Here is a 22811-nt window from a genome sequence, read left to right on the forward strand (position 1 = left end):
TGTTGAAGGTAACTAAGACAGAACTTTCTGATTGTCTCATTATAGAACCAAAAGTATTTGGTGATGCAAGAGGCTTTTTTTATGAATCGTATCAGAAAGATAACTATGAAATTGCTGGGATTGCGGAGTGTTTTGTTCAAGATAATTTTTCGAGATCGTCGAAAGGAATATTGAGAGGATTACATTCGCAGCTAAGTAAACCCCAAGGTAAACTTGTAACTGTTATTCGAGGCGAAGTTTTTGATGTGGCTGTAGATCTCAGATTATGGTCTCCAACGTTTGGTCAACATATGAGCATTGTATTATCAGAAGATAATCACAAACAACTTTATATTCCTCCAGGGTTTGGACATGGTTTTTTTGCTCTATCAGACGAAGTTGATTTCCACTATAAGTGTACTGATTATTATGATCCTTCAGATGAAGTTGGGATAAATTGGAATGATAAAGATCTTAATATAAGTTGGCCGACAAACACACCATTACTTTCTAATAAAGATAAAAATTTGCTAAGTTTTGAAGAATATAAAAATTTGGTCAAAGGTAAATAACAATGAAAAGATGTTTAATAATCGGTGGTTCTGGATTTATTGGTAGAGAAATTGTAACTGAATTTAGAAAATACGGTTGTGAAGTAACTGTTCCGAAGCGAGGTGATTTAAGTTACTTTAAAACTAAATTCGATATTGTTGTTTATGCTGCGGGCTTCGGTGATTGTACAAAGCCCATGTCTGTTTTAGATGCGAATACCTCTTTTTTCGCGAAAGTACTTTTCGAAGTAGACTATAACCATTTAATACTTTTATCTTCTACTAGAATCTATATGTCTAGTGAGGTTACAAGCGAAAATGCGGATTTGATGATTCCTTTTGAAGACAATAGGAAATTATTTAATCTGTCAAAAATGGTTTCAGAAGAATTATGCCGTATTTCTAAAAAGAATGTCACCATCTTGAGACCAAGTAATGTTTACGGAACCGCGATAGAAAGTACTTTGTTTCTACCAATGATAATTAAGAATGCACTATTAACTGGGAAAATAGATATGTTTGTATCACCCGGTTATGAGAAAGACTATGTTTCAGTTGACGATGTTATTAGTATCGTTTCCAATGTGGCGATGTCAGACTTACAAGGTCTCAATATTTTTAATGTTGCATCTGGGCACAACATTTCGGCTCAAACTATTGCTAATGAAATAGTCAAAGAGACATCGTGTGAAATTATTTGGCATAAAGGACATGTTGGGGAAAGATTTACCCCAATAGATATATCATATACAAAGTCGAATTTTAAATACGACCCGAAGAATCTTGTCATGGAGTTACCCGAGATAATTCAAAAGTTCGCCTCTCATTTACTGAATAGAAATAGCGAATGAATTTCATTAATTCTTCAATGTACACGTTAGCTCAGACATTAGCTAAAATGTTTGTTGGTTTTGTCATCATTAAATTAATAGCGGTGACATCCGGGCCCGTGGGTGTGTCAAATTTTGGTTTTTTTCAAAATATTTCTCTAATATACGTGATGTTATGCGGTGGTTTAGCTGTTACTGGTGTAACAAAAGTAATTTCTGAATCACCAATTAGAACAAAAAATATATTTTGTAAATTCAACTCAATAGGACAATTCACTTATAATGCTTCAATTTATGGAACACTAAGTGTAGGTGCTTTGTTAGGAGGATATTTTTTATTAAGTGAACAGTATTCAATTGATACAATATTGTATTTTTCTTTAGGGTTGTTTTTTGTTTTTTTTCAATCGAAAGTATTAATATTCAATGCAGTATTGAATGGGTTTTATCAAATAAAACAACTAGCACAGGTTAATATATGGGCTAGTATTATTTCGTTATCTTTTGCTCTTTGTACATATTATTATTACCCTAAGTGGCAGTTGTTATCAATTAGCATTCCGCTTGGTTACTTTGTTGTTTATTTTTTTACAGAGAAAAAAAATATTCGATTTTATAGAAATAAGAAATTAAATATTGATCTTGGTTCGAGTCTAATTATTAAGAAATATGCTTTTTTTGGATTAGTAAGTGCAATAAGTTTACCTTTATGTCAAATAACAATACGTAATTATCTGTCTGTATCTTATAGCGCGCATGATGCAGGAATATGGCAAGGACTAATTAGATTTTCTGAAGTTTACTTGGTTTTTGTATCTTCTGCTCTTAGTGTATATTTGGTACCAAAAATCTCATCAAGTCGTTGTAAAAATGAAATTATAAACATTGTAAAGAAAGTTTTTTCAGCTACGGTTTTAGTTTCTGTTTTAGGTATTCTACTAGTATATCTATTTAGAAATACTATAATAACCGTGTTATTTGATGAATCGTTTTTAGAGATGAGTGAGTTGTTTATATATCAATTGCCGGGTGATTTTTTTAAAATATTATCATGGGTTATCGCATTTAGCCTTTTGGGTATGGGAGGCGTAAAAATCATGATAATATTAGAAATAATTTTTTCTGTCACTTATGTAACTATGTCACTTTTTTTATTAGATACATACGGATTATTGGGTGCAATTATTGCCTACACGATTAACTATGGAATTTATTTACTAGCGATATTAATTATGTTTGGAGTAAAAGTTGGAAAGTATGAAACATTATCCTAAGGTTTCGGTCATGGTTGTAGCATACAATCAAGAAAATTTGATTAGAGAAACCATTGGAAGTATTCTTGCACAAAATTATTCTAATCTAGAAATAGTCATTTCCGATGATGCATCGACGGATAATACTCCCGCTATTATTAAAGAGTATCAAAAAAAATACCCTGAAATTATTATTCCAGTATTAAATAGTAAAAATTTGGGCATTACAGGAAACTCAAACACAGCATTCTTTGCTTGTACAGGTGATCTAATCGCTATTATGGGAGGTGATGATATTTACCTTCCGGAGAAGTTACATAAGCAAGTTAAAGCGTTTGAGGATGAATCAGTGGTTTTGTCCTACCATCCGGTAGATGTTTTTTTACATCAAACTGGTGAATCATTATTCATAACAAATCAAACGGAAAGTGAGCGAATTAACGATGTATATGAAATAATAACAAAAGGTGGAATTCCTGGTGCGTCATCTATAATGGTAAGAAAAAGCGCTTGCCCTGAACATGGTTTTGACCCTGAGTTTCCAACTGTATCGGATTGGATTTTTTCAATTGAAGTTGCATATATGGGTAAAGTAGTTGAAATCCCAAGTGTGTTAGGGCGATATCGAAAGCATGGTGAAGGAGCTAGTGAAAGAACATTTGAATTACTTAATGAATCATTGCTTACTCTAACTAAAATTAGACTAAAGTACCCAAATGATGAATATTTAGAAGGAGTATGCCGTAGTGGTCGATATAGATATTTATGTGGCGAGCTTTTTCGTCAAATCGAAAATGGGAATCACACTTTAGCGAACGATGTCAAAAAAATGATTGAGTGTTATGTCCCTGAGAATAAAAGAAGACAATGGTTTGTTTTATCATTTTTTGTTTCTAAAAATTCAATTTTTAAGTTATCTCATTATGTTTTACCCAAACTAAAAAATATTATTAAGCGTATTATATGATATTATTATCGCCACTGTTTATCTATTTTTTTTCTTGGATATTAGTTTTGTTTTTATATTCACTAAAAATGACAAGTAATCTTACATATTTCTCATGGGAAGGAATGATACTGATAATATTGAATATGTTTTCAATGGTATTATTCTATTTTTTTTCAAGTTTAGGAAGAAAATCAAGAATAACATTAAGATATTTTCCTGATGAATATGTCAAAACTGTAAGTTTATATGTGAAAGGTCTTGGTTTTATTTGGTTCGTAGGGACATTTTTTGAAATTTATTATTCAAAAGGGGTCCCTTTACTCTGGACTATAATGGGTAGTGGACGATTATATACAGATTTCGGAATACCTTCTTTTCATGGGGTTATGAATGCTTGTTTTCTACAATTAGTAACAGGTTTAGCATGTTTGGGTATTAAAAAAAGAAACAAAATTCACTTTATTATTATATTACTCTTATTAGTATGGCCAATATTGATGTTTGGCAGAGGTATTCTATTAAGTGCTCTTGTTCAAATTTTTGTTGTCAGTGCTTTTTATATTAAAATTAAAATTAGGCACTACATATATCTTACTATATTGGCCGTGTTATTCATTCTCGGGTTCGGTGTTATAGGTGACCTGAGACAAAATGCCAATCCTTTTGAATATTTAGTTGTCAGCGACTACGAAGGTTTTTTTAAAGCACTTCCTACTGGATTTCTGTGGTTTTACGTGTATTTGACTGCAGGGATATCCAATTTATTTTATAATTTACCAATTTTAGATCCCGTGTATTCTATGACGTATTCTTTTTCTAATATGCTCCCAACTATTGTTAGGACATTCTTTGGATTGTCAGAAAGAAATGACCTTTTTATTTTTGTGGATCATAATCTTAATACGTCGACAATATATGCTGGTTTTGTTTCAGATTTTTGGATCCTTGGTGGTTTTGTCATGTTTGGTGTTGTGCAGCTGTTTTCTTGTATAGCATTTCAAGAAGCGAAGAATGGAAAGCCGTGGGGGGTATTTTCCTACACTGTATTTTTTCAGATACTTTTATTTTCAATTTTTTATGACATGTTTTTCTTGCTACCTACGTTATTTCAGTTGTTTCTGTGTCTTTTTTTGTGGTTTTTACACAATTTTTTTACTAAAGTAGGGAATAAAAATGGTCACAACATTATTGAGTGATGTCGATAGATATTTAATCTTACTAGGAAAAGAACAAGAAAAAAGAACACGCTTAAAAAAGTTACTTTTGTTATGTTCTCCTAGGCTGATGCCTGTTTTTTTGGTTAGGTTATCGTTGTCATGTATACCGGTTATCAGTAAGTTGATATCGCTCATGAACGTAGTGGTTTTTGGGCTAGAAGTTAACACTAAGTGTAAAATCGAAAGTGGTTTGTTTTTTCCTCATACTGTTGGTAGCGTGATAGGAGCTAGAAAAATAGGGTGTAACTGCACTATTTTTCAAGGAGTAACTATTGGAGCCAAAGAGTTAGATTTTTCTAATAGCAAAGAGAAGCGCCCCTCAATAGGTGACGATGTTATTATTGGGGCCGGAGCGAAAATTCTAGGAAATATTCATATTGGAAACAATGTAACTATAGGAGCAAATTCAGTCGTCACAAAGTCCATACCGGATGATTGCACTGTTGTTGGTAACCCATCTAGAATTATAGGTTTAGAGAATGATGGCTAAGAGAATTTTATTTATTTGTCCTAAATTTTTTGGATACGAAACTGAAATACATCAAGAGCTCGTTTCTCAAGGGCATGATGTTGACATGATCAATGATAGCCCTACAGATAGCGGTCTGTTAAAAGGGGTCATCCGGTTGTTCAGACCATTATGTACATCATATTTAGATAGGACGTTTAGAAAAAAAGAGCGGCTACTTTGTAATACTTATGACATGGTTTTGATCGTCAAAGGGGAATATCTGTCCAAGGATACTCTTCAGCGATTAAAATCTAAGTTTCGTGAATCCGAATTTGTTTACTATAATTGGGACTCAGTGATTAACTCTCCGTACTCTTTGTGTATATCCACACTTTGCGATAGGGCCTATACATTTGATCCCAATGATTCAAAAAAATATGAGTCGTTGAAACTATTAGATTTGTTTTATACCCATAAATATTACCGCGATGAGCTGAATATAGGGAAAGAGAACTATTTGTATGATGTTTGTTTTATTGGAACAGCACGACCTGGGCGATTCTCCGTAATAAATTTGTTATCAAATCATCAAGAGATCTCTAGGCTATACTTGTATATCTATGTGCAGTCTAAAATTAAAAATATAATTAACAAATTTTTAATTAGAGGTTATAATAATTTTGATACGAAGCATTTAAAATACAAACCATTGACTTCTGATTTTATATACAGTGTCTTTCTTGATTCAAAATCTGTTTTGGACGTGCATCACCCTTCTCAATCAGGGCTTACAATGAGAATATTTGAATGCCTTGCCGCTAACAAAAAAATCATCACAACAAACAGTGCGATTAAAGAATATGATTTTTTTAATCACAACAATGTATTAGTGATCAACGATGCGAATATTGTTGATGTTGTTGAATTTTTAAAACTGCCTTTTATACCGTTATCAAATAAACTTATAAGAAAGTATAGTTTGAGAGCTTGGGTGTCGGTGCTTGTAGGTTGTAAGGAGAGAAGAAATGATAAATAATATTCAAGTCTAATGATCATTTTCATGTATTATTGTAATTTTCGGGCATGTTGAATTGTCTTTTTTTTCGGGTGGAGATGTAAATGCTCTTTTATTTCAAAATGATGCAATAGAGGTAGACATAATATGATGCTAGTGTCATATTATGTTCGAATTGTTTTAATTTTCGTGTTGTATCATTGAATTTTTTACTCTTGGTCATAGTTGTTGTGATTACGTGTTTTTCTGTGGAATATGGTTATATTTCAAACATGCAATACTATCATTTTCCCGGGACGAAACTAAAATGGTTGTGGTTTTTCGAGTCATTATCATTTTTGCATTTCTAACGTCCCTTACAATAGTATTGCTTGGACATTGCAATACGAATTGTTCTTCTACTCTATTTTTTTAATTGTGATATTTCTAGGCATAAATAGGCTATTTTTTTTGGTCTCCATATGCGGCTGGTATAATATTGTTAAGTATCAGTTCAATTGAGTTAAGTGGTGTATACAAGATTATTTTTTCATCGAATGCGAGCAGTATAATAGGTTAGTTATGAAAATATTAGTTACAGGTGCTTCCGGGTTTATTGGCAGAGAAACAATTCAACCTCGGAATGATATGAATTTTGTTGCAGTTCATCGAAATACTGAAAGTCATATTCGACAACGTAACGATGGCACTAGCGCCTACTTCATTGATTCGTTGGGCAGAGAAACAAATTGGAATGGGGCTTTCTCTGGTGTTAATGCTGTGATTCATTTGGCGGGAATGGCTCACCAGTATGGGAGTAGTACTGATTTTTATAGGATTAATGTTGAAGGTTCAAAAAACCTGGCCCTACAGGCTGCAGATGCAGGCGTAGAGCGTTTCGTATTTGTTAGTTCCATAGGAGTTAATGGGGCAATGACTACAACAGACGCGTTTGAGCCTAATTCGAATCCGTTTCCTCATAACTCTTATACACAATCTAAATATGAAGCAGAATTACAATTGAAAGACATCGCGATTTCGACAGGTATAGAGTTAGTAATAGTAAGGCCAACTCTAGTTTATGGTCCGAGTGCTCCAGGTAATTTTGGTAGGTTATTTAATTTGATTCAAAAAACGCCTATTTTGCCATTTGGAATAGTAAATAATAGACGTAGTTTTATTTCTGTTCAGAATTTGGCTGATTTGCTGTTAACTTGTGCCATACATCCAAATGCAAACGGCCAGACATTCTTGGCTTCAGATGGATGTCCTGTTTCCTTGAGAGAATTCACAGATGAATTGGCTTGTGGGGTCAGCAAAAAAATACTTCAGTTGCCTATCCCTACTGGGCTCATGCGACTTTTTGCAGGTTGCATCGGAAAATCGACTTTAGCTGAGCAACTATTTAGTAACTTAGAGGTTGATTCAAGCAACACAAAAGAAGTGTTAGATTGGACTCCACCATATACAATGAAGCAATCAATGGCTTTAATCGGAGGAAAATTATAGATGATTCGCATGATAGATATACTGATAGCATTCTTTGGACTACTTTTTCTTTGGCCGGTATTATTGGTTGTTATCCTCATTGGGTTATTTGATACAGGATCACCTGTTTTTGTTCAAACACGGGTAGGCAAGAACAAAAAACCATTCAAGTTAATTAAACTTAGAACAATGAAAGTTGATACTCGTTCTGTAGCTAGTCACTTGGCAAGTTCCTCTTCGATAACAAAGTTTGGAGCGATTTTACGTAAAACCAAAATTGATGAATTACCTCAGTTGGTTAACGTGATGAAAGGGGAGATGAGTTTAGTCGGACCTCGGCCTAACCTATTCAATCAGAACGAACTCATTACAGAAAGAGAGGCGTTAGGTGTATATAACGTATTACCCGGTGTGACTGGCTTAGCCCAGGTGCAAAATATTGATATGTCCACGCCTAAAATATTGGCTGAAACAGATAGAGAGATGATCACGACGTTGACGATTAAAAAATATTTTGGATATATAATTATGACCGTAACGGGAAGTGGTATTGGTGATGCGATTAAATAATACAATATGCATCTTAAATTCATAAATCATAATAGAAGATAATAAATTGGCGATTAAGTATTCTTTAGTTATACCTGTGTACAAAAATGCAGAGTCAATAAATAGCCTTATAAATGTTATAACTAAAATGGCATCAGAGCTGAATAACAGTTTGGAAGTGATATTCGTGATCGATGGCAGTCCAGATAATTCATTTGAACTAATCCAGGCAAAAATACCTGAGTTAAATTACTCAGCTACAATTATTTCGCATTCGAGGAATTTTGGTTCTTTTGCTGCTATTCGTACAGGGTTAAGTGAGGCAAAAGGTCTTTATTGCTGTGTGATGGCAGCAGATCTTCAAGAACCTGTAAGTTTATTCATTGAAATGTTTAAAGTGTTGGACTTGAATAAGTCAGACGTAGTTGTTGGGACTCGAGATTCACGAAAAGATCCTATATCTACACGATTAATGTCTTCGTTATATTGGAAACTATACAAAAAATATGTTGTTAAAGATATTCCTGTAGGCGGAGTAGATGTCTTTGGTTGTAATGAAGTGTTTAAAGATCAATTACTTTCTCTTGATGAATCTAGAACATCATTAATTGCTTTAATATATTGGCTTGGATTTAGACGTTCAGAAGTAACATATGTCCGTTTGGAAAGACAAGATGGACACTCGGCTTGGACAATGAGAAAGAAATTCGACTACATGCTTGATAGTGTATTTTCTTTTACAGATTTGCCAATTCGAATTTTGATTCGAACCGGGGCCTTTGGAATATTAGTGGCTATTGCCCTTGGGCTTATAGTATTTATTTCTCGTGTTTTTGGGGTAATCACGGAACCTGGGTACTCGACAACAGTTGTGCTGATAGTGCTATTTGGTGCTTTGAATATACTCGGATTAGGGCTTACAGCAGAATATGCATGGAGAGCCTATGAAAATACAAAAAACAGACCACAGTCAGTAACGTTAGGGAAAATAAAAAATGACAAGCAATAACAAAGAGTTACATTCAAAAATAGGATTAGACTCTAATGTGTTTTATGCCGGTTTATTGGTGTTAATGACCATCAGTATACTGTTTTATTTCTTATCTATTAAATATCCCGTATGTTGTGATGCCAAATACTATGTGGAACTGGCGAGTTCTTTAAATTTAAATGGTATCGATAGTTTTAATGAACAAGTTAGAACATTCGCTTATCCTTGGATTCTTTCACATTTACTGTCACTCTCAGATTTTTTTGATATACAGTTTTCTATATTTGTTTTTTTATTCCAATTAAGTGTGTACTATTTTTCCATTTTAATGGTATGTAGAGCTTTATCTAAGTATTCATCAAAAGCTTCGAACGTAGTATATGTACTATTATGTTTTAATTTTTATGTAGTACCTTATATAGTCATAGCACTGACAGAGTCACTTCATATTAGTCTGATACTGATTTTCTTCGCATTAGTGATGGAGATTTACGCGGATGTTGATCGAAGTAAACGAGACGTTAGTAAACTTGTGTTCCTTCTTTTTCTTGCTTTTACCATAAATATGGTAGTCAGGCCGGCGGCGGTTTGGTTAATAGTACCATCAATGTTGGTCGTTCTAGATATGTTATTTAGAAGAAAGGTCGAGATTGCCTTTTTGGCGTTGCTGATACTGATTTCTGCTACTCCTTTGTTTATTCAAATGTCAATATTTGGAACTCAATTTGGTAAATTTACAATCTTTCCAATTGTTGATTTGGGAGGACTTCAAATTAAGTGGGGAATTGAATTTATAAAATATGGCACTTGGTTAGGTGGTGGTGCGCCTCAAAATTATTACCCATCTACAGCGTTAGTAAATAGTGCGGATTCAGCTCTGGGATTGTACTGGTATTTTGAGCATCCTATAGCCGCAGTCAAATTATTGACGGTTAAGTTCGTAGGAGCTTTTGATTTTGACTATTTAACTCCATATGCTTATAAACGGCCATTCATTCCATATATATCTTCTTTTATTGCATTTGCTTTTTTTTGGACAGGATTAGTTTCAATTTTTGTTCATACTTGTATCAAGCGAATACCCGCTTTAGGTCGAAGAGTAATGCCGTTACTAATACTCATATCTTGGGGCGCAATTTCACTGTCTTCAGCTCTTGAGTTGAGATTTACTCTGCCATTGTTATGTTATTTTATTGTTATATCAGTACTATTTTTTGAGTTTATAGTTCCTCGAATGAACATTAAGTATAAGTTGATATATGGTGTGGGAGGGGTGTTATTTATCTCGATTTGTTTTGTGATTTCTGATTTTGTTAGATCTCAAAGTTCTGTTTTATCTTACGTCAATTAGGTCATTACAGTTGATGAAAAAATTTACTATATTTGTAATCATTGGTGCAGGTGGTACAGTATTTTCATATATTATTTATTTGTACTTGAATATGTACCTTAATTATAATGTTAGCTTTTTTATCGCGTATCTATTAGGGATAGTTTACTCGTATGTGATGAACTCCAAAATCGTTTTCAAAACTACACTAAGTATTAAAAAGTTCTCAGTTTTCCCCTTGGTTTATGTTGTACAGTATATATTCTCAGCACTATTACTTACATTTTTGGTAGATCAAATAAGATTCAGTGAAAGTTGGGCTCCAATAATTATTGCAGCGATAACAACACCGGTCACTTTTTTGTTGTCTCAATATGTTTTGGAAAAAAAAACATAAATTGGGAACCAATATAATGCTATTGAACCTTTAAGTAAGGTATTATCTGGATTCTAATGGGTTTTATTATTATAGTAGAGCAGTTGCTAACGTTGGCACTGTTTTATCTGGAAATTGACTATTATTGATGTCTAACACTTCACTATCTGGTCAGCTAAACTATACTCTTAAGTTAGCGTTGAACATATCGTTAATTTCGATAACTAAAGTAAGCTTAGGATTGCTAAAAAGAGGCGATGGCTTTGGCAAGATTTTGCGTGTTCTTCCTGTTATCAAAGTGCTTAAAAATAAAAGAGAAAAAAATGGTTAGATTGAATTACCTTTGGGCTATGCCTCGTTTTAAAAAACGGATAATTAGCGTATGTATTGATACTATTTTTATTGTAGTTTCTTTTTTTTCGGCATATTGGACAAGAACTGGATATATAGTGTCTTTGAACGACTCGATCATTCAATACATTCTTCTTGGTACTATTGTTATTACTCTGGTGTCATTTGTTCGACTAGGATTGTACCGGGCAATTCTTCGATACCTCACTTTTCATGCATTGGCTATTGTTTGTTTAGGAACTTTGATTTCAGCGGTATCAATTGCCGTACTTGCTTTTTATTCGGGATCTTCAATACCTAGATCTGTACCTATAATATATGGTGCATTTCTTTGCTTGTTATGTGGTGGTTCACGTTTACTGATTCGGGTATTGGTCGCTCAGGTTAATGGGAGAGGACGCAAAAATGTACTTATATACGGTGCTGGATCAGCAGGAAGGCAATTAGCGCTAGCTCTGCGGACTTCCGATTCGCACCGTGTAGTTGGTTTTATCGATGAAGATAGGACCCTCGAAAATACGGTCATCTTAGGACTTTGTGTTGAAAATATACAATCTGCAGAATCTTTAATTGTCAAAAAAAATGTTAACCAGATTCTGTTAGCGGTTCCAAGTGCATCTAGAATGCGTCGAAAACAAATACTAGAATCATTGACTCCGCTTTCAGCGGAGGTGTTAACTATTCCTGATATGAAGGACATAGTAGATGGTAAGTCTAAAATAGATGAACTAAAAGATGTGGCTATCGATGATTTATTAGGTCGAGATACAGTAACACCTCAAAAAGCTCTTATGGAAGCGAATATCAAAGACAAAGTAGTCATGGTTACTGGTGCTGGTGGATCAATTGGTTCTGAATTGTGTCGACAAATTGTTCATCAACACCCTAAAGTGCTAGTTCTCTTTGAGTTATCTGAATTTGCTTTATATCAAATAGATAGGGAATTATCTGCTCTTATTCAGTCGAATAACATTGAAGTGAAAATTATTCCATTACTTGGTTCTGTACAGCGAATCAATCGTCTTTCTACTGTGATGAAAAGTTTTTCTGTAGAAACGGTATATCATGCTGCAGCTTACAAACATGTTCCGCTCGTCGAGTATAATGTTGTTGAGGGTGTTAGAAATAATGTTTTTGGTACTTATTATACTGCAAAAGCTGCAATTGAGGCTAATGTGCAGTTATTCGTGTTAATTTCAACTGATAAGGCAGTAAGACCTACTAATGTTATGGGAACGAGCAAACGAATGGCAGAATTAGGACTTCAAGCACTTGCAGAACAGCAGAATTCACTAAGCGGAGGCACTTGCTTTTGTATGGTGCGATTTGGTAATGTGCTTGGCTCATCAGGATCGGTTATTCCATTGTTTAAACGCCAAATAGCGCTTGGTGGTCCAGTTACTGTCACTCACCCAGATATTATTCGCTATTTTATGACAATTCCAGAAGCTGCTCAATTGGTTATTCAAGCAGGAGCAATGGCTAAAGGTGGGGATGTATTTGTGTTAGATATGGGAGAACCTGTAAAAATCACAGATTTGGCTCAAAATTTGATACAGTTATCAGGTTTGGAAGTTAAAAACAAGCATAATCCTTATGGTGATATAGCGATCGAATTTACAGGTCTTCGTCCAGGAGAGAAGTTATTCGAAGAGCTGTTAATTGGTGAGGATGTTATGGGTACTGCTCATGAACGAATAATGGCTGCTCAAGAGAAGTATTTGCCTTTAGAAGAATACCTACAATTAATCGATGAGCTTGATTCTTTGTGCCATGATTTTGAACATGAAAAGATTAGAACGCTTTTAATAGAGGCTCCTATTGATTTTAATCCTTCCGATGGAATTGGTGATTTGGTTTGGCAACAAATAAAGCAACCCTAAGTAGCCATCTCTGGCAGGATAGTTGTCACTGTTAAAATTTAGCCAGTTAGGGGGCGATAACAGAGAGAATATGTCTCGTTACTCGCAAGAAAGAAAAGACGCAATACTGAAAAATTTGTTACCTCCGTACTCTAGATCGGTGGCCGAAGTTGCAAAAGAAGAAAGCATCAGTGATGCAACGTTGTATTATTGGCGTAAACAACTTCGAAAATCGGGATCCGTTGTGCCAAATAGTCATACCTCCTCACAGCAGTGGTCAGCCCAAACTAAGCTGGCGATTGTTGCGGAAACTTTTTCAATGACAGAAAACGAATTGAGTCAGTACTGTCGAGAGAAAGGATTGTATCCAGAAGAAGTCTAGTTGTGGCGCAGTGAATGTATGCACGGTTTTATGTCTTCAAAAGAACGTGAGGCCGAATCCAAGAAACAAGCCAAAGCAGATAAACACGAAATCAAAGAGTTAAAGAAAGAACTCTGTTATAAAGAAAAAGCTTTAGCCGAAACAGCGTATCCGCCCCACGAACCCCGCATTTTAATCAGTCACACGTCACCATAAGTTCAACACTCCACCAAATAAGGAGAGTTGAAAATGGCGACGCGACGTACCAACCAGGAATGGCAAACCCTGTTAGAACAATACGAAACGTGCAACGTTGTCAACGCCGACTTAAAACTGACCCACTTAACGGCGTTATCGCCGATCTAAAACTGACCCACCCGTGTAGCTATACCAATTAAAGTAAAAATATGATCTAATTGAGGCTACCTGAAACAAACTTATTATCACTATGGAAAACCTCAATAATATCGACTTCAAAAAGCTTGCTAGTCAGCAAAAATCTATGCAGATGAAAATGCGTTTTTTGGCCTTGGCACACTTCAAAGACGGCGCTTCTAGAACCCAAATTGCAAAATCTCTTAAAGTGAGTAGAACCAGCGTGAATAAATGGGTTCAAATCTTTCTAGAAGACGGTATCGATGGTTTCCAAGAAAAACCACGAACTGGAAGACCAGCATTTTTGACTCTGGCTCAACGTGAGCAACTCAGCCAATACATCAAAACAGAAGCTGAAAACTCATCAGGTGGTCGACTGACTGGCAGTGATATACACGCTTACATAATTAATAATTTCGATAAGCACTATCACCCAAACTCCATCTACTACCTGCTCTAGCATATGGGCTTTTCTTGGATAACGTCACACTCAAAACACCCTAAACAATCGCCACAAGCTCAGGACGATTTTAAAAAAATTCAAAATTGAAACGATCCTCAAGATCCCTGGCCACGTAGGGCTTGAGTACGTTGATGTTTGGTTTCAGGATGAAGCTAGATTCGGCCAGCAAAACACGACAACACGACTTTGGGCAGAACGAGGAACTCGGCCTCGAGTTGTGAAACAGCAGCAATTTGAATACGCCTATCTGTTTGGTTCCGTTTGTCCCGCAAGAGGTATAGGTGAGGCAATGGTCGTCCCTTGGGTCAATAAAGATATTATGATTGAACACTTGAAACAGATATCTGAAATGACCCAAAGTGGGCGTCATGCAGTGGTGATAATGGATGGTGCAGGATGGCATACCGAAGATATCGTTAACCAATTCGATAATGTCAGTATCATCAAACTTCCACCATATTCCCCGGAGTTGAATCCTATCGAGCAAGTTTGGAGTTGGCTACGACAACATTACCTCGCCAACCAAAGTTTTGAGCACTATGACGATATAGTTTCTCAAATATGCACCGCATGGAATGGCTTTTTAGAAAGCTCAAAGAGAGTCACGGAAATGTGTTCTAGAAGCTGGATAGACCTGACCAGTTAATTTTCCGGAATGGTATTAATTTCATTTTACTTCTTATTCGTTTCTAATATTGTTGGAACCACTCCTGCTGCTTTTTTCCCTTTCAATCGATAACTTTCTCCGCTTATCTGCACGATATGTGAGTGATGTAATAAGCGATCAAGTAAGGCAGCGGTTAGAGTCGTATCATCGGCAAACGCATTTGACCATTGTGAGAACGGTAAATTACTGGTCACGATAATACTGCCTTGTTCGTAACGCTTGGCGATGACATTAAAAAACAGGTTTGCTTCCTCCCTGCCGAACGGAAGATAACCTATCTCGTCGACGATAAGGAGTCGTGGAGCCAGTACACTTGATTTAGTAAACAAAGCCGATTAAATGAATTAATCTCAAATTGACATCGATGTTTAATTGAAGTGTAGCAATCAGAAAAATATCGTCATGTGTATGTACTTTTGTCTATTGAGGATGGATTTGCTATTTATGTATGAAAATAAATGAATGTGCTAAAATGTAAACATAGCTCTAAAAATAGAAGTATGTTTACATTTAATTATTTTAATTTGATTATGTGTCGTATGGCAATGATTGCCAATCCCACCATGATGCCTATTAATATGCTGAGAATGATAATTAACATGCTTTTAGGGCTGTTTTTATTGCTTGGTGTTTCTGGTTCGGCCAAGTAGCGAAAAGGTTGGAAGTTTATTTTATTCGTGACTTTAGTCTGTGTTATTAAATTTAGTTTGACATTTATTTGTGCAAGTCGTGGTTCAAATATTTGCATGCTATCTATTGATTCCAGTAATTTTAGTTTTTCTTTGATAGCTGAGCTTCCTAGCGTAATTGGAAAAATATCTTCGTTTCTGAAATTTAACAATGGGGATACTATGTTGGCTGAAGTTGCTATTTTTAATGAATTTCTAGTTATTAAAATTTCATTTTTAATAGAATGCTTAGCAAGTTGAACTGCTATTAATTCTGACTGTAATAACTCTCGAGTTTTATAGTCGATAGATGCTTTTAAGTTTTTAATATGATTATTTTTAACCACGTCTGTAACGAAACTAATATATTCACGTAATAAAGTTGTACTACCGAATTGAGTCGGAGAAGACGCTGATAGTACGACTATACGATCATTTGTTGTTTCTTGATAACGTGCACTAATTTTGTTAAACCATAGACTATAATATGTTGATACCTTAAGTTTATCGTTAATATCAATTTTATCAAGATTCGTTGCAAATGATGGTGTTCCTTCTAAATAAGCTCGCTTATTGTAATTGGCATTAAAAGCAGAAATGAAAGAATCAAAAACCACTTCTGGTTTAACCATCTCTTCTAACGTTTTATCAATAAGAATTACACCATCTTTTTGGTAGGTATTGAGGATAGGTTGAAATTGTGCTACTTGAAGTCGAAAATCTGAGTAATCTTGTACCTGAGGTAGCGTTATGACTGCTTTGCTATTCCACCATTCAGGAGCAAAAAAAATATAGATGGAGGCAAAAATTGAAAAGATTATGCTTGAAAACACCACAATCAATTTTTTTTGCCAAAAGACAGTGATTAATTCAAGAAATCTTGCGTCACCTTCGTAATTGTGCGTGTTGTGAACGTCTGAAAGAAGTTGTTTTTTGTGTTGATTACTTAAATCCACGAACTGTCCTTATGCTAAAATGCTTTATGTATTAATGAGATTTCAATTGATAGTTTACAAAAATGATAAATATCCGATCATTTTATATCATTGGGTATCATAAATCTCTAGTTTTTGTAGGCTTAGGATTTTATCTAACATTATAGATGATGGTGTAATTGGATGGATAAGTATCATTCTTCGGGAGTGGTGTAATATTGCATAGTAGGATATAAAGACCTACCTATACAGGTATTGTAAGTAGACTGATTGTAAAGTTGGTATGTAACTCTTGATGAATATGAATATGAATATGAATATGAATATAAAAATTGCAATCGCAGGAACGGGCTACGTTGGCCTATCAAACGCAATGTTACTCGCTCAACATCATGAAGTGGTTGCGGTAGATATCATTGCTGAAAAAGTAGAAATGCTGAACAGCAAGCAGTCTCCTATTGTTGATGCAGAGATAGAAGATTTTTTAGTTAACAAAGCATTAAACTTCACCGCAACATTAGATGGTGATTTAGCCTATCGGGACGCCAACTACGTCATTATCGCGACGCCGACTGATTACGATCCAATTACCAACTATTTTAACACGTCTTCTGTAGAAGCGGTGATTAAGCAAGTAATGTCTGTCAACGTTGATGCCGTGATGGTAATCAAGTCAACGGTTCCTGTTGGTTACACCGAAAGGATCAAACAAGAACTCGGTTGTGAAAATATTATGTTCTCACCTGAATTTTTGCGTGAAGGTAGCGCTCTGTACGATAACTTACATCCCTCACGAATCATCGTGGGCGAGCAAAGTGAGCGAGCAAAGGTTTTTGCAGGCTTGTTAGTTGAAGGTGCAGAGAAGCAAGATATTCAGGTTCTGTTTACCGATTCAACAGAAGCCGAAGCGGTAAAACTGTTTTCTAATACCTACCTTGCTCTCCGTGTCGCCTATTTTAACGAGCTAGATTCCTACGCGGAAGCGCATGGTTTAAATTCTCGTCAAATTATTGAAGGGGTAGGTTTAGACCCTCGTATTGGTAATCACTACAACAACCCTTCATTTGGTTATGGCGGTTACTGTTTACCTAAAGACACCAAGCAACTGTTGGCTAATTACCAGGAAGTGCCCAATAATATTATTGGCGCCATTGTTGACGCAAACAGAACGCGCAAAGATTTTGTTGCAGACTCTATAATCAACCGAAAACCTAAAGTGGTTGGTATCTATCGTCTGATAATGAAAGCCGGTTCAGATAATTTCCGTGCCTCTTCTATTCAAGGGATAATGAAGCGATTGAAGGCAAAAGGTATCGAGGTCGTTGTCTATGAGCCTGTTCTTAATGAGGAGCACTTCTTTCACTCTAAAGTGATTACTGACCTTGAAGCGTTCAAAGCCATGTCTGACGTTATTGTTTCTAATCGTATGGTTGATGAGATTCGAGATGTTGAAGACAAAGTCTATACGCGAGACCTGTTTGGTTCGGACTAAAAAACATTTGATATAGAGCACTTGCGGTTTTCTGATTCAGAAGCGAGTGCTCAAATTTCAACTTATTATCTTCAAAAAGATATGCCTCCAAAAAATTCACTTCATTTTCCATCCTGTTTGCAAATTCATTTATCGTTATCCTGACGCAACAATCAGGAGCAAACTATGAAAGTCATCCATCATGGTGGCAAAGATACCGTTACTGGTTCTTGCCACGAACTGTTCTATAGCGCGAAGCAAAGTATCCTAATTGACTGCGGTCAGTTTCAAGGCAAGGATGTTCAGCCTTTAGAGGTTGGTTTTCCTGTTCATCAAATAACAGCCCTTGTTATTACCCATGCCCATATCGATCATATAGGTCGAATTCCATGGCTATTGGCGGCGGGCTTTTCTGGGCCGATAATGTGCACCGAGGCAACGGCTGAACTGATGCCATTGATGTTAGATGATGGGTTAAAGCTTCAACTGGGTATGAAACGAAAAAATAGAGCGTCACTCTTAGCCGCCATTAAAAAAAGGGTTCGAGTAAGCAGGTATGGAAGATGGCATCGAGTTACGGCGAACAACCGTAAGTTAAACGAATTTTGTTATATCCGATTTAACCCGGCCGGTCATATTTTGGGCTCGGCTTATGTAGAAATAAAACTATCGGATAATAACATCGTAGTTTTTACTGGTGACTTAGGCGCAAGCAACACGCCGCTGTTACCCGACCCTATCCCACCTCAACGGGCCGATTATCTATTCATTGAATCGACCTATGGCAACCGTTGTCATGACGAAGTAAAGAGTCGCGCCTCCAGACTCAAGGACATTATCAACCGCTCGTTACTGGATGGTGGCACCATTTTGATCCCTGCTTTTAGTGTTGGCAGAACACAGGAATTGCTGTTCGATATTGAGCAATTAATTTTCCAATCAGAATTAGAAGCCGATATTCCTATTATCTTAGATTCTCCAATGGCGCAAAAGGTAACGAAATCGTATCGGCGTTTTAAAAAGCTTTGGGGGAAAGAAGCGAAAGAAAAAATTTTACAGCGACGACATCCACTTGCGTTTGAACAGTGTATTCAAATCGACAACTACCCAGCACATCAACGTTTAGTCAATCGCTTGGCTTCATCAGGCGAGCCCGCGATTGTGGTCGCCGCGTCTGGCATGTGCGAAGGAGGGCGAATTGTTGAGTATCTCAAAGCATTGTTACCAGATAAACGTACTGATATTGTTTTTGCAGGATATCAAGCAAAAGGGACCTTAGGGCAAAAACTACAATCGTTACCACAAAGCGTCTGGATTGATGGTGAAGAGATCGACGTCGCTGCCCACATTCATAATATGTCCGGTTACTCTGCTCATGCTGATAAAAGAGATTTACACGCGTTTATTGACGGAATAAAGGTTAAGCCTAGAGAAGTCCATCTTATCCATGGGGAAGACGAAGCCAAATCAGTCATTGCTAAAGAACTAGAAGGTAAAGGGTTTTGTGTGGTTAAGTGAAAAGATTGAGTGTTTCAGCCTCTCAACCCAACTCTCCCCCCTTTAAGAATCAATGATTTCTGCTTATACTTGCAATTGTTAGCACAATGGATAATAAAAATGAAAACGAGAGAAAGAATTGTTTCCGCAAGTCTCGAGCTATTTAATGAAAGCGGTGAAAGGAATATCACCACCAATCACATCGCAGCGCATATAGAAATCAGTCCCGGTAATCTGTATTACCATTTCAGAAACAAACAAGAAATTGTGCGTGATATCTTTGATTGCTATTCAACTGAGTTGTTGGAGCGTTTTACCCCAGTAGAATCGAAAGAAGAGAGCTTGGTTTTACTTAAACGCTACCTGGATTCAATATTTACACTCATGTGGAAATATCGTTTTTTCTATTCAAATCTACCAGAGATATTACAGCGAGATGAAATGTTGCATGAACGCTATTTGGGCGTTCAAGAAAAGCTACGTAAAAACCTAGAAACTATTTTTTATGGGTTTGTTGATCTTAAGTTATTGAAGGTTAATGAAGAAGAAGCTAAGTCACTCGTTATGACCCTCCATCTTGTGGCATCAAGTTGGCTTGGGTATCAATCTGCTATGTCACCAAGAACGGGTATTACAGAGAAGATCATCCATCAAGGTGTGTTGCAAATGATCGCCATTGTTAAACCTCACACAACGGTGATGGGAAGGGATCAAATTCAACTTTTAGAAGATGGTATAAAAGCAATGAATAATTAGGAAGAACAATGCATTACGATATTTTTAACGGGGATGCCGATGGTATAATTGCTCTTCTACAGCTTAGATTGGTTCAACCTAAAAAAAGTACGTTAGTGACGGGGATAAAAAGAGATATAAACCTTGTTGCAAAAATTGAGGTGAATGCAGAAGATAGCCTTACCGTTCTTGATGTTTCGATGGCAAAGAATAGGCAAGCGTTAGAGGCCGCTTTAAATAAAGGCGTGAACATTTTTTATGCTGACCATCATCAATCAGGCGATATTCCAGACAATGAAAACCTAGATGCGCATATAGATTTGGATGCAAATACCTGTACGGCATTGATTATAGATAACCTGCTCGATGAAAGGTTTCATTTGTGGGCGATTACCGCGGCGTATGGTGACAACCTTATCGCAAGAGCGGATGAGCTTGCAGATAAAGCCTCTCTAGATGCAGAACAAAAGAATGCCCTGAAAGACCTTGGCACATTGATTAATTACAATGGGTATGGCGCAAAAGTAGAGGATCTACACTTTCATCCAGCAGACTTATATACAGCGTTGTTAGATTATTCTTCACCTTTTGATGTTATCTCAGATAAAGCGTCGCCGTTTTATACATTACAGAAAGCATATCAAGAAGATATGAATAAAGCGCTTGCAGTTGATGCGATGCATAGCAGTACTATGTTAAGTGTTTTTGAGCTACCAGATGATGCCGCATCGAGACGAATCAGTGGTGTGTATGGTAACTGGTTAGCGAACCAAACCCCAAATTCTGCCCACGCGGTACTGACATCGAATGGTGATAATACCTATACTGTCTCTTTACGAGCCCCTCTCAACAATAAACAGGGTGCAAGTGTGATATGCAGTCAATTCTCAACCGGTGGTGGTCGAGAAGCCGCGGCGGGCATCAATGCGTTGCCGTCTTCCGAATTGACACTGTTTATTCAAAAAGTAGAAAGCTATTACCAACGTTGACATCGCAGACGACTTTAATAGATTCAAAATTTAAACCAACTATTTTCAACAGAGAACCGATATGAAATATTTAGTGACAGGTGCTTCCGGGTTTATTGGGGCAAAAACAGTCGAAGAATTATGTAAGAAAGGGCATATCGTTGTTGGCATCGATAATAATAATGACTACTACGATGTCTCTTTGAAACAAGCCCGACTTAACCGAATTGACCATCCTCAGTTTACGTTTATTAAGATGGATATTGCTGATACCAGCGCAATGACGGCTTTGTTTGAAAGAGAGCAATTTGATAGGGTTGTTCATCTTGCGGCTCAAGCAGGCGTTCGATATTCATTAGATAACCCACACGCTTACGCCAATAGTAACTTGATAGGTCATTTGAATGTCTTAGAGGGCTGTAGAGCAACGAAGGTCGAACATCTGGTCTATGCGTCTTCTAGTTCGGTCTATGGCTTAAACGCAAGCACACCATTTAAGACTACCGATTCCGTTGACCATCCGGTATCTCTTTATGCCGCGACAAAAAAATCTAACGAACTGATGTCTCATTCTTACTCCCATCTTTATGATATTCCAACCACTGGGCTTCGATTTTTCACTGTATATGGCCCTTGGGGTCGCCCAGATATGGCCCCGTTTATTTTTACTAAGCGTATCTTGGATGGCGACACGATTGATATCAACAATAATGGCGATATGTGGCGTGATTTCACCTACGTTGACGACATCGTTGAAGGTGTCATCCGGATTGCAGACGTCATCCCAGAAAAGAATAACAACTGGACAGTAGAAGCGGGGAGCCCAGCGACGAGCTCTGCACCTTACCGTGTTTATAATATCGGTCATGGCAGCCCTATTAGTCTGATGGACTTTATTTCCGAGATCGAATCGGCTTTAGGAATAGAGGCGAAAAAGAATTTTCGTGAGATGCAAGCGGGTGATGTCTATAAAACCTATGCAGATACACAAGATCTGTTTGAAGCGACAGGCTATAAGCCTCAAGTGGGTGTGAAAGAAGGCGTGGCTAAGTTTGTTGAGTGGTATAAAGAATATAATCGGTCGTGAGTTATTCCAACGGCATCGCCACGAAACCAACGCCATCCCCATGAAATCTACGTCATCTCCATGAAATCTACGTCATCTCCACGAAAGTGGAGATCTAAACCACCAAGATTCCCGTTTTCACGGGAATGACGAAGTATTTAGCACTAACCGAACAGCATTACGTTGACTGGTTGCTTCAAGTCAGATATGCATTCCAACACGGAGTATTGGAACGAGGGTTTGAGGCATAAATATACGACCCAAAGAAAAACCAACGCCATCCCCATGAAATCTACGTCATCTCCACGAAATCTACGTCATCTCCACGAAAGTGGAGATCTAAACCACCAAGATTCCCGTTTTCACGGGAATGACGAAGTATTTAGCACTAACCGAACAGCATTACGTTGACTGGTTGCTTCAAGTCAGATATG

Annotated in this window: 21 protein-coding genes and 2 pseudogenes; 21 read left to right on the forward strand and 2 right to left on the reverse strand. The window is 36.7% G+C overall.

Going from position 1 to position 22811, the window contains the following annotated elements; translation table 11 throughout:
• The first annotated feature begins 2 nt into the window (after positions 1–2).
• The 16 genes and pseudogenes from rfbC to AACW90_RS21615 all read left to right on the forward strand — a co-directional run bounded on the left by rfbC (position 3) and on the right by AACW90_RS21615 (position 15016).
• The gene (rfbC, locus tag AACW90_RS21540; RefSeq protein ID WP_390238822.1) at positions 3–551 is read left to right on the forward strand and encodes a dTDP-4-dehydrorhamnose 3,5-epimerase; all 549 of its coding nucleotides are present in this window, start codon (positions 3–5) and stop codon (positions 549–551) included.
• 2 nt (positions 552–553) lie between these two features.
• On the forward strand, positions 554–1381 hold the full coding sequence (locus AACW90_RS21545) for an NAD-dependent epimerase/dehydratase family protein (protein ID WP_390238769.1): 828 nt from the start codon (positions 554–556) through the stop codon (positions 1379–1381).
• Entirely contained in the window at positions 1378–2634 is a 1257-nt protein-coding gene (locus AACW90_RS21550; protein ID WP_390238772.1) for an MATE family efflux transporter, read from the forward strand. The genes AACW90_RS21545 and AACW90_RS21550 overlap by 4 nt, the downstream gene beginning before the upstream one ends.
• A gap of 10 nt (positions 2635–2644) precedes the next feature.
• Positions 2645–3580: a glycosyltransferase family 2 protein gene (locus tag AACW90_RS21555; protein WP_390238775.1), complete on the forward strand. Its 936-nt coding sequence runs from the start codon at positions 2645–2647 to the stop codon at positions 3578–3580.
• Positions 3577–4758, forward strand: a complete 1182-nt coding sequence (locus AACW90_RS21560; RefSeq protein WP_390238777.1) for an O-antigen polymerase — start codon at positions 3577–3579, stop codon at positions 4756–4758. The genes AACW90_RS21555 and AACW90_RS21560 overlap by 4 nt, the downstream gene beginning before the upstream one ends.
• Positions 4736–5269 (forward strand): serine O-acetyltransferase, encoded by a 534-nt coding sequence (locus AACW90_RS21565; protein ID WP_390238780.1) that lies wholly within the window; start codon positions 4736–4738, stop codon positions 5267–5269. Before AACW90_RS21560 ends, AACW90_RS21565 begins: the two co-directional genes overlap by 23 nt.
• Entirely contained in the window at positions 5259–6266 is a 1008-nt protein-coding gene (locus AACW90_RS21570) for a WaaS/CpsH family glycosyltransferase (protein ID WP_390238783.1), read from the forward strand. The genes AACW90_RS21565 and AACW90_RS21570 overlap by 11 nt, the downstream gene beginning before the upstream one ends.
• Before the next feature lie 540 nt (positions 6267–6806).
• Entirely contained in the window at positions 6807–7733 is a 927-nt protein-coding gene (locus AACW90_RS21575) for an NAD-dependent epimerase/dehydratase family protein (protein ID WP_390238786.1), read from the forward strand.
• On the forward strand, positions 7734–8282 hold the full coding sequence (locus AACW90_RS21580; RefSeq protein ID WP_390238789.1) for a sugar transferase: 549 nt from the start codon (positions 7734–7736) through the stop codon (positions 8280–8282).
• Positions 8283–8328: 46 nt separating this feature from the next.
• Positions 8329–9270 (forward strand): glycosyltransferase family 2 protein, encoded by a 942-nt coding sequence (locus AACW90_RS21585; RefSeq protein ID WP_390238792.1) that lies wholly within the window; start codon positions 8329–8331, stop codon positions 9268–9270.
• Complete coding sequence (locus AACW90_RS21590) at positions 9257–10603, forward strand: hypothetical protein (protein WP_390238794.1); 1347 nt, start codon at positions 9257–9259, stop codon at positions 10601–10603. The genes AACW90_RS21585 and AACW90_RS21590 overlap by 14 nt, the downstream gene beginning before the upstream one ends.
• Positions 10604–10616: 13 nt before the next feature.
• A complete protein-coding gene (locus tag AACW90_RS21595) occupies positions 10617–10979 on the forward strand; it encodes a GtrA family protein (protein WP_390238796.1) in 363 nt (120 codons plus the stop codon).
• A 302-nt stretch (positions 10980–11281) separates the two neighbouring features.
• The gene (locus AACW90_RS21600; protein ID WP_390238825.1) at positions 11282–13192 is read left to right on the forward strand and encodes a polysaccharide biosynthesis protein; all 1911 of its coding nucleotides are present in this window, start codon (positions 11282–11284) and stop codon (positions 13190–13192) included.
• 22 nt (positions 13193–13214) lie between these two features.
• Positions 13215–13553 carry a transposase gene (locus AACW90_RS21605; protein WP_390238799.1) on the forward strand — a complete coding sequence of 113 codons (339 nt, stop codon included), beginning with the start codon at positions 13215–13217 and terminating at the stop codon, positions 13551–13553.
• A gap of 30 nt (positions 13554–13583) precedes the next feature.
• Positions 13584–13748: a hypothetical protein gene (locus tag AACW90_RS21610; RefSeq protein ID WP_390238802.1), complete on the forward strand. Its 165-nt coding sequence runs from the start codon at positions 13584–13586 to the stop codon at positions 13746–13748.
• Between the two features lie 232 nt (positions 13749–13980).
• Positions 13981–15016: pseudogene (locus AACW90_RS21615) on the forward strand (IS630 family transposase).
• A gap of 26 nt (positions 15017–15042) precedes the next feature.
• Here AACW90_RS21615 and AACW90_RS21620 read toward each other — a convergent pair.
• Both AACW90_RS21620 and AACW90_RS21625 read right to left on the reverse strand, forming a co-directional pair.
• Positions 15043–15348: pseudogene (locus tag AACW90_RS21620) on the reverse strand (ATP-binding protein); the annotation flags it as partial.
• A 203-nt stretch (positions 15349–15551) separates the two neighbouring features.
• Positions 15552–16661 carry a Wzz/FepE/Etk N-terminal domain-containing protein gene (locus AACW90_RS21625; protein ID WP_390238804.1) on the reverse strand — a complete coding sequence of 370 codons (1110 nt, stop codon included), beginning with the start codon at positions 16659–16661 and terminating at the stop codon, positions 15552–15554.
• 304 nt (positions 16662–16965) lie between these two features.
• Between AACW90_RS21625 and AACW90_RS21630 the strand changes: the two genes are divergently transcribed.
• The 5 genes from AACW90_RS21630 to AACW90_RS21650 all read left to right on the forward strand — a co-directional run bounded on the left by AACW90_RS21630 (position 16966) and on the right by AACW90_RS21650 (position 22398).
• Complete coding sequence (locus tag AACW90_RS21630; RefSeq protein WP_390238828.1) at positions 16966–18132, forward strand: nucleotide sugar dehydrogenase; 1167 nt, start codon at positions 16966–16968, stop codon at positions 18130–18132.
• Between the two features lie 165 nt (positions 18133–18297).
• The gene (locus AACW90_RS21635; protein ID WP_390238806.1) at positions 18298–19629 is read left to right on the forward strand and encodes an MBL fold metallo-hydrolase RNA specificity domain-containing protein; all 1332 of its coding nucleotides are present in this window, start codon (positions 18298–18300) and stop codon (positions 19627–19629) included.
• Positions 19630–19728: 99 nt separating this feature from the next.
• Entirely contained in the window at positions 19729–20364 is a 636-nt protein-coding gene (locus AACW90_RS21640) for a TetR/AcrR family transcriptional regulator (RefSeq protein WP_390238809.1), read from the forward strand.
• 8 nt (positions 20365–20372) lie between these two features.
• Positions 20373–21332 carry a DHH family phosphoesterase gene (locus tag AACW90_RS21645; RefSeq protein WP_390238811.1) on the forward strand — a complete coding sequence of 320 codons (960 nt, stop codon included), beginning with the start codon at positions 20373–20375 and terminating at the stop codon, positions 21330–21332.
• A gap of 61 nt (positions 21333–21393) precedes the next feature.
• Entirely contained in the window at positions 21394–22398 is a 1005-nt protein-coding gene (locus AACW90_RS21650; RefSeq protein WP_390238814.1) for an NAD-dependent epimerase, read from the forward strand.
• Positions 22399–22811 lie beyond the last annotated feature (413 nt).

The sequence above is a fragment of the Vibrio frigidus genome (assembly GCF_042465995.1).
Lineage (GTDB): Bacteria > Pseudomonadota > Gammaproteobacteria > Enterobacterales > Vibrionaceae > Vibrio.